This is a genomic window from Chryseobacterium lathyri, from assembly GCF_030812195.1.
GTDB lineage: Bacteria > Bacteroidota > Bacteroidia > Flavobacteriales > Weeksellaceae > Chryseobacterium > Chryseobacterium lathyri_A.
This window is the reverse complement of the sequence record NZ_JAUSSF010000003.1, coordinates 665,495-678,407: the sequence shown is the minus strand read 5'-3', so window position 1 is coordinate 678,407 and position 12,913 is coordinate 665,495. Positions and strand designations below refer to the sequence as shown.

Annotated in this window: 10 protein-coding genes; 7 read left to right on the top strand and 3 right to left on the bottom strand. The window is 36.1% G+C overall.

Annotation, left to right across the window (positions count from 1 at the left end; all coding sequences use genetic code 11):
• Positions 1 to 80: 80 nt before the first annotated feature.
• Positions 81 to 2,357: a TonB-dependent siderophore receptor gene (locus tag J2T03_RS18335; protein ID WP_307220774.1), complete on the bottom strand. Its 2,277-nt coding sequence runs from the start codon at positions 2,355 to 2,357 to the stop codon at positions 81 to 83.
• Positions 2,358 to 2,542: 185 nt separating this feature from the next.
• On the opposite strand from J2T03_RS18335, the gene J2T03_RS18330 reads away from it, so the two are divergent.
• A complete protein-coding gene (locus J2T03_RS18330) occupies positions 2,543 to 3,598 on the top strand; it encodes a Gfo/Idh/MocA family oxidoreductase (RefSeq protein ID WP_307220772.1) in 1,056 nt (351 codons plus the stop codon).
• Positions 3,599 to 3,683: 85 nt separating this feature from the next.
• Here J2T03_RS18330 and J2T03_RS18325 read toward each other — a convergent pair whose 3' ends face one another.
• Positions 3,684 to 5,573, bottom strand: a complete 1,890-nt coding sequence (locus J2T03_RS18325) for an ABC-F family ATP-binding cassette domain-containing protein (RefSeq protein ID WP_307220771.1) — start codon at positions 5,571 to 5,573, stop codon at positions 3,684 to 3,686.
• Positions 5,574 to 5,798: 225 nt separating this feature from the next.
• Here J2T03_RS18325 and J2T03_RS18320 point away from each other — a divergent pair, with 225 nt between their 5' ends.
• Both J2T03_RS18320 and J2T03_RS18315 read left to right on the top strand, forming a co-directional pair.
• The gene (locus J2T03_RS18320; protein ID WP_306844991.1) at positions 5,799 to 6,311 is read left to right on the top strand and encodes a 5' nucleotidase, NT5C type; all 513 of its coding nucleotides are present in this window, start codon (positions 5,799 to 5,801) and stop codon (positions 6,309 to 6,311) included.
• Between the two features lie 140 nt (positions 6,312 to 6,451).
• A complete protein-coding gene (locus tag J2T03_RS18315; RefSeq protein WP_307220769.1) occupies positions 6,452 to 8,098 on the top strand; it encodes an alpha/beta fold hydrolase in 1,647 nt (548 codons plus the stop codon).
• Between the two features lie 149 nt (positions 8,099 to 8,247).
• Here the strand turns inward: J2T03_RS18315 and J2T03_RS18310 are convergent, their stop codons facing one another.
• Entirely contained in the window at positions 8,248 to 9,111 is an 864-nt protein-coding gene (locus J2T03_RS18310; RefSeq protein WP_306844988.1) for a glycoside hydrolase family 25 protein, read from the bottom strand.
• 65 nt (positions 9,112 to 9,176) lie between these two features.
• Here J2T03_RS18310 and J2T03_RS18305 point away from each other — a divergent pair, with 65 nt between their 5' ends.
• From J2T03_RS18305 to J2T03_RS18290, 4 genes are all read left to right on the top strand, one after another.
• Positions 9,177 to 10,439, top strand: a complete 1,263-nt coding sequence (locus tag J2T03_RS18305; protein ID WP_306844987.1) for an NAD(P)/FAD-dependent oxidoreductase — start codon at positions 9,177 to 9,179, stop codon at positions 10,437 to 10,439.
• Positions 10,436 to 11,107, top strand: coding sequence for a tRNA (guanosine(37)-N1)-methyltransferase TrmD (gene trmD, locus J2T03_RS18300; protein WP_306844985.1), 672 nt, complete (start codon positions 10,436 to 10,438; stop codon positions 11,105 to 11,107). The genes J2T03_RS18305 and trmD overlap by 4 nt, the downstream gene beginning before the upstream one ends.
• A 378-nt stretch (positions 11,108 to 11,485) precedes the next feature.
• Positions 11,486 to 12,427 (top strand): endonuclease/exonuclease/phosphatase family protein, encoded by a 942-nt coding sequence (locus J2T03_RS18295; RefSeq protein ID WP_307220767.1) that lies wholly within the window; start codon positions 11,486 to 11,488, stop codon positions 12,425 to 12,427.
• A gap of 15 nt (positions 12,428 to 12,442) precedes the next feature.
• A complete protein-coding gene (locus J2T03_RS18290) occupies positions 12,443 to 12,913 on the top strand; it encodes an Lrp/AsnC ligand binding domain-containing protein (protein WP_116012708.1) in 471 nt (156 codons plus the stop codon).

The window sequence follows — 12,913 nt, the reverse complement described above, 5'->3', positions numbered from 1 at the left end:
ATTGTTTGTTTATATTTAAAAATGGAAACTGCAAAAATGCAATTTCCACTTTGAATGATGAAATTATTATATATTTAATTCTATAGTTTATAGGTCAGTGTAAAATAATAGTTTCTTGGTGTAATAGGATTTACAGAATAGTTTTCATGTACGTTGTAATTCACTACATCGAACAGGTTGCCCACTTTCCCCTGGATGGAGAATTTATTCCATTCGTAGCCTATAGATACGTTTACTGTTGTATAATCTTTTAATTCAAATACTCTGCTTACTCCATTTCTGGCAGCCAAACTATTGCTTCCGGTTTTTGTATCATTCCATCCTGCCAATCGGTCACCTATAAAGTAAGCGCCTGCCCCTACTTTTAGCCCTTTGGCAAATCTGGTGAATTTATAGAAAATTGATGCATTGGCTGTGGTAGCCGGAGTTCTCACAAGTCTCTGCTCTTCTACATATCCAAATTGTTCAGGAGTATCAAGATATACTGAATTGTTGTAAGAGAACCCTCCAATAATTGATAGATTTTCTGTAGGATTTCCTGTGATATCCAGCTCCACACCGCGGCTTCTCATTTTTCCTGCAAAATCTTTTAAAAGTCCGTTAGGATCTATTTGTAATCCCGCATCATTTAAAGCAACCTGATAATAATTTTTGTATAGAATCTGGTAAACAGTAAGATTAATAGCCAGGGCATTATTCCACAGGTTTTTCTTTGCTCCCACTTCATATTGATCAATATAAGTAGGTTTAAGAGCTTGATTTTGATCAAGTCTGTTCAAACCAACATTATTGGAGAATGAATTGGTATAGGTTGCGAATACTGATAAATTATCATTCGGCATATAGATGATACCTGCTTTTGGTGATATGGCCATATCGGATGAACTTGAGAACGGAACATACGGAGTAGTATTGTCTTTAAAGTTTTCCTTTCTTGTGCTTTTGTTTTCCACATAAGACCATCTTAAGCCTGCAAGTACTTTAAACTGCTTTGAAATGCTGATGAAATCCTGAGCATATACCCCTATCCTTTGTGTAGGAATTCTTGAGCGCTCAAATTTTGCTACGCGTTCCGAAGTAGGCATACTGCCACCAGCCCATGTAGACGGATCATCCAAATAAACAAGGCCATTAGAATTTCCGTTCGTACCAAACAGATAAGAAGTTCCATATACTGCCTTCTTAGGATCAGCAATAGTAGGATCATAATAAGTATAGGAATCAGCAATGCCATAATCAGCATCTGCTCCTATTAAAACTTTATGATTAACTTTTCCTGTGTTGAATTCACCATTGATATTAGCTTGGAACGATGTATAATTTTGTTCGTTGTAAGTTCTGTTTAAAGGTCTTTTCCATGCTAATCGATTACCGGTTGTATATTCCCATTGTATTCTTTCTGTGGAAAAGTAATCTTTAGTGTAATTTTGATAAGAAGCGGTAGCACTCAATGACCATCTTTCACTGAACTGATGATTAAATGTGATGTTCGTTGATAATTGCTCTACATTTTGGTACTGCCAGTCTGTTCCCAGGAAAGCATTTTTGGACAGCAGATTATTCATAGTGTAGCTTTTGTCAGCATTGGTAATAGAACCAATTCCAAAATCCGGGGTGAAATTATTCTGAAGATAATCCGCTTCTACAATTAGCTGAGATTTCGGACTTAAATTGAATAAAAATGAAGGATTGAAATAGTATTTCTCAGATTCTACAACATCTCTGAAACTTTCCGCATACTCATAAGCACCATTAACTCTGAATGCAATGTTTTTAGATAAAGGCCCGTAAATATCAACTGTTGGCTTATAAGAGTTCCAGCTTCCGCCGTTCAGTCCTACACTTCCTCCAAAATTAAATTTAGGCTTCTTAGTGATCATATTAATGATACCTCCTGCAGCTGTATTTCCGTACAGCATCGCATTGGCTCCTTTGAGTACTTCAACTCTTTCCAGGCCGCTTACTTCAGGAAAAACACCACTGTTAACTCTTGCACCGTTTTTAAAAATATTATCATTTCCCAAAATAAATCCACGTCCACCAAAACTGTCCTGAGAATTACCTCTGGATGAAGTAATATACATACCATTTACATTTTGAAGAACATCGCTCAGCTGCTTTGCCTGTTGTTGTTCAATAATTTCGTGGGTTACAATGGATATTGGCTGAGGGGTTTCCATTACCGTAAGGGTAGATTTTGTAGATAGTGGTCTAGCCTGGTTCGGATTACCTGTTTTATGAAGGTTAATATCTTCAATGGTCTGGGTTCTGATGGTATCTGTTTCAGTATTTTTCATTTGTGCGCCTAAAGACAGGGCTGCCAATAAAAATCCTATTGATGCAAGTTGTTTGTTCATTTTATTTTTATGTAGACTAGTTTTAAATAGCGGCAAAAGTAAGGATTTTTCAAATGTTAATTTAGAATTGATAAAAATAATAAAATGATTTAAATCATATTTTATGAATGCTGCAAAATAAGCAATTGCTTCTGAGCCTTCTTAAACTGAGGATTATTGAATATATTTGTTGAAAATTATATATTATGCAATTGATAAAAGCAGGGCTTTGTGCCTTTGGAATGAGCGGAAAAATATTTCATGCTCCGTTTTTAAAAGAACATCCCGGATTTTTTATGGCTGCCGTAGTAGAGAGAAGTAAAGAAGAGTCAAAAGAAAAATATCCGGAAGCTACCATTTACCGTTCGGTAGAGGATATGCTTCAGAATGCAGATATTGAACTCGTGATCATCAATACACCAGTACAGACTCATTTTGAATATGCTAAAATGGCGCTTGAGGCAGGAAAAAATATAATTGTTGAAAAACCTTTTACAGTAAGTGTATCAGAAGCAGAGCAGCTTGTGAATCTGGCAGAAGAAAAAGGATTATTTTTAAGCGTTTACCAAAACAGAAGATTTGACCGTGATTTTTTACAGGTTTATAAAATACTCAATGAAGGGAAGCTGGGAAATATTAAAGAAGCGGAAATCCGTTTCGACAGATTCCGTACCACGCCCAGCGGAAAACAGCATAAAGAAGATCCACTGCAAACAGGTTCGGGGTCACTTCATGATTTGGGAGCCCATCTTGTAGATCAGGCGGTGCAGTATTTCGGGTATCCTGAAAAGCTTTTTGCCGATGTATTTTCCATGAAAGGAGAAGAATATGCCAATGATTATTTTGAAATCCTGTTGTATTATAAAAATAATCTGAGAGTAAGGCTGAAATCATCTGTCTTTACAAAAGAAGCCCATTACGCATACACCATTTATGGAGAAAAAGGAAGCTTTTTACAGGAAAGAACCGATAATCAGGAAAACGAACTGGTTGCAGGGGCTATACCGGTTTATGGCAAGGAATGGACTGAGCCTTTAAAAGAAGCAGACGGGATTTTAAATTTCTTAAATGAAAACTCAGAAACCGAAAGAATCCTGACTGCCAGCGAGCCCGGAAATTATATGGATTACTACCAGCAGATCTATGAATATATTGTTTTCGGATATGCATTGCCATCTCAGGGAAGAGAAATTGTCCAGAATATGAAGATCATAGACGCATCCCTGGAGAGCTCAAAAGGGGAGAAGATGGTTTACTTGTAGTAGAGTTTGATGGTAAGAGAGTTTTAGAATAATAGCGTTTGGTATGAACCTTCAGACACTCCTATTCTAAAACTCTCAAGCTTATTTAAAGCTCCTGAAGCTCCAGCCATCTCATCTCATACTCTTCAAGCTTTTCAGAAATGGCCTCTAATTCAGCAGAAAGTTTGGCTACCTTTTCATAATCCGTTTCGTTATTTAATTGATCAATGATCTTAGCACGCTGCTGTTCAAGCTCAGGCATTTCTTTTTCTATTGTTTCCAGTTCCCTTTGTTCTTTAAAAGACATTTTTCTTTTTTGAGAAGTAGGCTGTGGAGCTTCTGGTACAGCAACAATTTCTTTTACAGGTTCCGGTTTGGATACTGCATTTTTTTCCTGTGCATCCTCACGGCTTTTGGCTTCCCTGTACTCTGAGAAATTGCCGATAAAATCTTTGATCTTTCCATTTCCTTCAAACGCAAGAATATGATCAACAATTCTGTCCATAAAATATCTGTCGTGAGAAACAATAATCAAACTTCCCTGGAAGTTCAACAGAAAGTTTTCCAGTACAGTCAATGTCGGAAGATCAAGATCGTTAGTAGGTTCATCAAATATCAGAAAGTTAGGATTCTGATACAAAATATACATCAGATGCAGTCTTCTTTTTTCACCTCCCGAAAGTTTTGAAATAGGGGAATACTGTGTTTGGTCATCAAATAAAAATAATCTCAAAAATTGTGATGCAGAAATGGTTTTTCCATTAGCTAAAGGAAAGTTTTCAGAAATTTCTTTGATGAAATCAATGACTCTTTCGTCTTCTTTATACTTCAGTCCTTTTTGTGAAAAATATCCGAATTTGATCGTTTCTCCCGTTTCAATTTCTCCCGAATCTTTGGGTTCAAGTCCCTGGATGATATTCAGTAATGTAGATTTTCCGGCTCCGTTTTTTCCTACAATTCCTACCTTTTCTCCTCTTTGAAACTGATAGCTGAAATCTTTTAATAATAATTTATCGCCATAGCTTTTAGAAATATCCCTGAGTTCCAGAATTTTGTTTCCGAGCCTTTTCATTTCGAAATCAAGTTCCAGAGATTCTTTTCTCGTATCGGTTTTGGCTATTTTTTCAGTTTCGTAAAAGTCATCTTGTCTGGATTTCGATTTTGTAGTTCTCGCTTTGGGCTGTCTTCTCATCCACTCCAGTTCTTTTCTGTAAAGATTATTGGCTTTGTCGATAGTAGAGTTCATATTGTCCTCACGGATCATTTTGTTTTCAAGATAAGTTGCATAAGAACCATTGTGGAAATACAGGTTCTTATCTTCCATCTCCCAGATGATTCCGCAAACTGCATCGAGGAAATATCTGTCGTGAGTAACCAGAATCAACGTTATTTTTGCTTTACTCAAATAGCTTTCAAGCCATTCTACCATTTCCACATCAAGGTGGTTGGTGGGCTCATCCATGATGAGAAGCGTATGGCGGTGTTCGGCTCTTGTTTCAGTTAATAGTTTTGCCAGAGCAACACGTTTGATCTGTCCTCCTGAAAGAGTTCCCATTTTAGCATCCAGATCAGTGATTTTCAGCTGGGAGAGAATTTGTTTCATATCATTTTCCAGATCCCACGCCTTATGAATTTCCATTTCAGCCAAAGCTTTTTCAATAAAATCATAATCTGTAGAAAGCAATGATTTATGATAATTTTTCAAAGCCTGAATGGGCGCAGAATCAAGCGTCATCATAAACTCATCAATGGTTAAGTCAGAATCAAAATCGATCTCCTGGTCAAATAAGACTACCTGGATGTCTTTATTAATATTTACAGTTCCGCTGTCTGCAATTTCTTTCCCCATTAATATTTTAAGAAGGGTAGACTTTCCACTTCCGTTTTTGGCAACAATGGCTATTTTGTCTCCTTCATTTACATGAAAGGAGATATTTTCGAACAAAACTTTGATGCCATAAGATTTAGTAAGATTTTCGACAGAAACGTAATTCATTGGAATGTAATGGTTTGATATTGATTTTGGATTGAGCGGCAAAAGTACGAAAATGTAACTAGAAAAGTTTTACAGAATGCTATTCATTACTCAATTTGAATTCAGCTTAGAGAAGGGTTTTAAGATTTATTTAATATTCTGGCACCCAATCTCTGAGAAGATATTTAGTAAATTTGAACCAAACTTAATCTTAATTTTAAAAAAATATTAAATCACATTTAAATAATGAAAAAAGTAATTGTAGATATGGATGGGGTAATGGCAGATGTCTACCATCAGCTTATGCAGTTTGAAAAAAGAGATTCCGGAAAAGAAATTGAGATCCGTGATCTTACAGGAATGACGGAACTTGAAGCTTTCCCGAACGGAAAAAAACACGTTAATGAAGTAGGATTTTTCAGAACACTTCCCGTAATGGAAGGAAGCCGGGACGCTTTAGAATATATTAACAGCAAATATGAACTGTATATCGTTTCAGCAGGGATGGAATTTCCAAACAGTTTAAGAGAAAAATTTGACTGGCTGGCAGAACATTTTCCTTTTATCAGCTGGGAACAAATTGTTTTATGCGGGAGCAAAAAGGTAGTTCATGGAGATATAATGATCGATGATTATCCGAAAAACCTGGATCATTTTCCCGGAGAGAAATTCATTTTTACACAGCCTCATAATGAACTCATAGAAAATGAAAACTACAAAAGAGTGTATTCCTGGGAAGAGATCATGAATGCTCTTTAAAGAAAGTTTATATATTTTTTAGAAATTTGATCACAGATCAGTGATGTTTTACCATAAGTTTAACTAAACGGTTTTAAAATTTAATAGGGCATTATGAATATTCAATGGGGGAAATGAAGAATTTTGCACAAACTTAAACCATGAAAAAATTCAATGCCTTCTTCTTTCTTTTAGCTGCCTGTTCTTTTAATGCGCAAGTGATTTCCGGAACTGTTATGTCCAACAATGAAAACCAGCCGGTTCCTTATGTGAAAATTGGGATAGAAAAAGAAAATATAGGAACTGTTTCTGATGGAGCGGGCAACTTTTCTATTGATCTTTCCGGACTGGATGCTTCCCGAAAGCTCAGAATAGAAGTTCCAGGTTATGAGCCTTATGCTGAAACTGTACAGAATTTCAGAAAACAGAGCCGGCAGCAAATATTTTTAAAAGAAAAAGTTAAAGATATAAAGGAAGTCAATATTAAAATCAAAAAACTGGTTGATAAAAACTGGGGAGTCAATACGAAAACAAAAAGTGTTCTGTATTCCGTTAATCCCAAGTTCAGAAAAGAAGATTTCCTTGGAGAAACAGCTTTGGAATTTAATGCCAGCAAAAGGTCCAAGATCAAAAACATCAACCTGAATATTGCCAGCTATACATCAGACAAGCCTGTATTGATGAGGTACAGTATTTACACGGAAAAAAACGGTTTTCCGGATAAAAATATCCTGGAGGAAGAAATAACGGTAGAACTTACAGAGGATATGATCAAAGACGGAACGTATGCGCTAGATGTTAATGAGCATAATATCTGGGTTCAGGGAAAATTCTTTATCGGAATTCAGTTTTTAAAAGAATTTGAAGGAAAGGTAAATATCAGCGCGGCCCTGTTCCGAACAGGCTTTATCAGAAAGTTTTATGGAGATTGGCAGAAAATAACTCTTGCAGCACCGGCTATCAATATCGATGTAAAAGTGGATAAAAGCGCGAAGAATATCAAAGACGAAGTAGCGGCTTCAGGAGATGACCTTGAAGGGCTCATCTCTGATATTTCCCAGTATAATAAAGAATCTGAAGAGTCCGGCTACGGAAAAAACAAATCTTTGGGTAATTATATTGAATTGAAAGACACCAAACTTTACTATGAAATCTATGGGGAAGGGGAGCCTCTTTTTCTTCTTCATGGAAATTCAGGAAGCATAAAAGATTTTTACCAGCAGATCCCAGTTCTGTCGAAACACTTCAAAGTGATTGTTCCGGATACCAGGGGACAAGGCAAAAGTGCCGATACTTCTCATAAAGAGTTTACCTATATCCAATTTGCAGAAGATATAAAAGCGCTTGCTAATAAGTTAGGGCTAAATAAAATCAATATTGCCGGATGGAGTGACGGCGGGATCACAGGCCTTGAATTTGCTTTAAAATATCCGAAAAATCTTAATAAATTAATTGTCATCGGGGCAAATGCCTCTCCCGCAGGTGTTGACGAACGATTGATTTCTCATATGAAAACCCAGCTTCTGGTACTGAATGTGGAGAATAAACCCGAAAAATTTAATGAACGCAGATTAGTAACAATCATGCTTAAAGAGCCGCATATCAGCAAAAAAGAACTTTCAAAAATAGAAAATCTGGTTTTGGTGATTGCAGGTGATAAAGATGTGATCAAACAGGATCATACCGAAATGATGGCCAAACAAATACCTCATGCCGAGCTTAAGATCTATAAAAATGCAACCCACATGATTCCTTTTGAGAATGCAGATGAGCTGAATGCAGATATTTTAAAGTTTCTGGAGAAATGATTTTGATTGGAGTGAAACCGGAAAGGGGGAGGTAGAAAGGTGTTGCAGATGTTTGATTTCTGCAATTCCTAATGATTTATCAGATTGACTTTAATTAATTGAATAAGCCGGAAAGGTAATTCCTCCAAGAATTCCTGTCATCATTCTAGCTAATCCAGCGTGAGTCTTTTCAGTGACCAGGTGCTTCCATTGTAGATGTCGAGATCTACCTTCGTGTTAATCCCGTGAACGATACCACTTTCTGTAAATTGCCAGAAATCCCAATGATCATTAGGAGTGGGAGAGGGCACATCATTGTAATTTGCCAGCCAGAGCGGATAATCATCAAATTCTCCCTTTAGAAAATCTTTATAGTAATGATAATAAGTATAGATGATTGGCTTTTCCCCATAAGTTTCCTCTACGATCTTGCACCATACCTTTAAATCTTCTATCAGTTTTTTATTAGTTTTTCTTTTCGGGATCTTTTCAATATCTAAAATAGGAGGAAGATCTCCACTTTCCAGTTTTACGTTGGCTAAAAAATTATTGGCCTGGATCACAGGATCCTCATCAGCCCTGTAAAAATGGTAGGCTCCGCGAATCAGATTATGCTTTTGGGCCTTCATCCAGAACTCATCGAAATGCTTGTCGGCATTACGGTTTCCCATCGTGGCACGCATGACTACGAATTCCAATGGAATTGTTTTGTTTCCAATACTCAGGCTGTCCCATTTGATATCTTCCCTGTTCTGATAATGAGAAACATCAAAACCATATGTTTTGTCAAGATTTGCCGTAAGAATCTTCTGAATCCTTGCTGCTTCTACTTCATTGTTGTGTAGTTTTTTATGTCTGAATTTATTGAAGTACAGTGCATAATAATAGCTGACAGACTGTTTCAGGTAAAATCCTGTTCCTATTAAAGCAAGAATTAAAACAGCCAATATTACTTTTCTCCGGAAAAAATAATTCTTCCGACGGTTTTTATGTACTTTTTTGGCCGTCTTTTTGGTGTACTTTTTTGGTGTCATAAAGTTTTGCAAAACTAACTTTTTTCACTACTAAATGCTAAATAAAATCAGTAAATTTGTGTATTATGGAAACACGCGAAAAGATCATCATTATAGGAGGAGGCTTTGCGGGGCTGCAGCTTGCTAAAACATTGAATAACAGAAATAAAAAAGTAATTGTTCTGGACCGGGTGAATCATCATATGTTTCAGCCGCTTTTTTATCAGGTTGCATGCGGAAGGATAGAACCATCCAATATTTCCTTCCCTTTCAGGAAGATTTTTCAGCAATCCAGAAATACACAGTTTCGTCTTACCGAAGTTAAGGAGATTGATCCTGCCAACAATAAGGTGATTACGGATGAAGCTGAGTTTACCTATGACAAACTGATAATCGCTACAGGGTGTAAAACCAATTTCTTTGGAAACAAAGATATGGAAGCAAGGGCTTTCGGAATGAAAAATACCCAGGAAGCGATAAGCATCAGGAATCATGTACTGATGACCTTTGAAAAACTCATCCTTGAAAAAAGCAGGAGTGATGATGGCAACTGGAATATCGTTATTGTCGGAAGCGGGCCTACCGGTGTAGAGCTGGCAGGTGCTTTTGCAGAAATGAAAAAAGAAATTCTTCCAAGAGATTATCCGTACATGAATTTCAACCAGCTTAAGATCATTCTGGTAAGTTCTACAGAAAAGCCGCTTGCAGTAATGAGCAGTGAGGCACAGGAACAATCTGAAAAGTATCTTAAAGATCTTGGGGTAACCTTTCTAAGCGGTGAAGTCGTTACGGACTATGACGGTAATAAAGTATACACGAAAAGCGGAAAAGATATTCCATCCAATAATGTGATCTGGGCAGCAGGAGTTACCGGAAATGTGGTGGGTGGATTTCCTGATGAAAAATTAGTAAAAAACAGATATATAGTAGATAGATTTAATAAAATAAAAGGGTACGACAATATTTATGCAGTAGGAGATATTGCCTATATGGAAACACCAAAGTATCCGCAGGGGCATCCGCAGGTAGCAAACGTAGCCATTAATCAAGCTAAAAATTTAGGTAAAAATCTGCTGAAGAAAAATGCAGGAGATTGGGTGGAGTATGAGTACAAAGATCAGGGCTCATTGGCAACTATTGGAAAGCACAGAGCTGTAGTAGATCTTCCGTTTATGAAATTTCAGGGATTCCTGGCATGGTATTTCTGGATGTTCCTTCACCTGATGCTCATCCTGAGCGTAAGGAATAAGCTTGCGGTCTTCTTCAACTGGATGTGGAGCTATTTCAACAAAGATTCTTCTTTAAGATTAATTATTTCACCTAATAAGAAAAACGGAACATTACAATGAGAATTGATATAATAAGCGTACTTCCCGAATTAATGGAAAGTCCGTTTCAGACTTCTATTTTAAGAAGAGCCATGGATAAAGGTTTAGTAGAAGTTCATTTCCATCACCTGAGAGACTGGGCGATCAACAAACACAGACAGATTGATGATGAACCGTATGGAGGCGGAGCAGGAATGGTGATGATGATAGAGCCGTTGGATAAATGTATTTCTGAACTTAAATCCCAGAGACAGTATGATGAAGTAATTTATCTTACGCCGGACGGTATCACATTAACCCAAAAAATTGCAAATACTCTTTCAATAAAAAACAATCTGATTTTCCTTTGTGGCCACTACAAAGGTATTGATCAGAGAGTTCGTGATCTTCATATTACCAAAGAAATTTCAATTGGTGATTATGTACTTACAGGAGGTGAGCTGGCTGCATGTGTTCTTGCAGATTCCATTATCAGACTGCTTCCGGGAGTTTTAAACGATGAACAAAGCGCGCTTACAGACAGCTTCCAGGATGATCTTCTTTCACCGCCCATTTATACAAGGCCTGAGGTTTATAAAGGATTGGAGGTGCCGAAGGTGTTATTAAGTGGAAATTTTGCCAGGATCGAAGAATGGCGCCATGAAGAAGCTGTAAGGATCACCCAGGAAAAACGTCCTGACTTGCTCTAAAAATAATAACGCAAAACTATAAGAAAAATGTTTTTTTTTCATGTTTGTGGGAATCTGTTGATTAAATGGAATAAGAATTGACATAAGGTGAAGTGTGAATGAAAATTATCCACCATATTTCATAATGACTATAATTTTTTTCTTGTTAATTAAGCAACTGTATATTGTTTTGTTTTTGTTTTATGTGTTGGTAATTTTAAATGCTTAATAATTTGACACTGTAAAGGTGTTTTTTATTGATAATTTTTGTTAAATGTTTTATATTGCTTACATAATATTAATATGAAAATATTATAAATAAATTAATAAAATTTGAAAAAAAACAATAAATTTACAACGAAAAAGAAATTGATAATTTTAAGATAGCAAATTTTGCGGATGGAGATGTTCTCTTTTTATAATGTTGAAAATTTATTTTTACCTGATCCTAAACCTCTTCACAGATTAGATCCTACAAAATCAGGATTGAAAGGTTGGGATGAAAGAAGATATAGGAACAAGCTTTTTAAAATTTCACATGTTTTTCAATTAATGAAGGAGGAAAATGGAACACTTCCATTTTTAATCGGGCTTTCTGAAGTTTCCGGAAGGAAAGTTTTAGAGGATTTGGTGGAAATGGAACCTTTTAATTCAGAATATGGAATTGTACATTACAATTCTATGGACGAGAGAAAGGTAGATGTAGCTATGTTATATCATAAAGACAAAGTAGAGATTATAGACTCAGAAACTATTACCTTCTTCTTTGAAATTATAAATAGAAAAAACACAGAAAATTACGACACAACCAGAGACGTACTGTTTTCTAAAATTAAGTATAAAGAAACTATTATTAATGTTTTTATCGCCCATCTTCCCTCTAAGCGAGAAAAAGATATTAATAAGCCCAAAAGAGACTTTATTCTTAATGAAATCCGTAACAGGATTCTGAAAATTGTAGGTAGCGAAAAGGAACATGTAATATTGTGTGGTGATTTTAACGAAAACCCTGATGATGGAAATTTAGTAAAAATTCTCTACGACAACAAACATGAGAAGGTCCTGGTAAACCCTTTTCAAGAATTGTTTAATACAAGAAATTATTCTACTTTTCATTATAAGTCCGGACTGCTGTATGATCAGATTATCATTTCAAAATCCCTTTTTGAAAATGATGCTTTGAATTTTCAGAGTGCCCATATTTTTAATTCTGAAAAAATAAGCAGCCAGGTGAAAAATTTTGAAGGACGTCCCTTCCGAACCTATGCCGGTACACGGTATTTAGGCGGATACAGCGACCACTTTCCGGTTTTTGTAAAATTTGAAGAAACAAAAACATAAATAATAAAGTAGAAAATGAAAAATTCAAGTAACACAAGTTATCATTTAGACTCGATTGACAAAGAGATCATTTACATGCTGATGGATAATGCTAAAACGTCCTTAGCCCACATTTCAAAAAATGTTGGAATTTCTACAACAGCAGTACATCAGAGAATTAAAAAACTCGAGCATGCCGGAGTTATTGAAAACTCTATTTCATTCCTTAATCCTAAAAAAATTGGATATAAAGTAATTTCGTATATCGGAATGTTTCTGGACCAGCCCAGCCATTATCCGGAGGTTGTAAAATCTCTGAAAGAAGTGAATGAGGTCGTAGAAGCCCATTACACAACAGGAAATTACACCATATTCTTAAAGGTTCTTTGTAAAGACAATGACCATCTTATGCAAATCCTAAACAAACTTCAGAAGCTGAAAGGGGTGACAAGAACGGAAACTTTCATATCTTTGGAACAAGGTATTTACAGACAACTGAAAGTATAA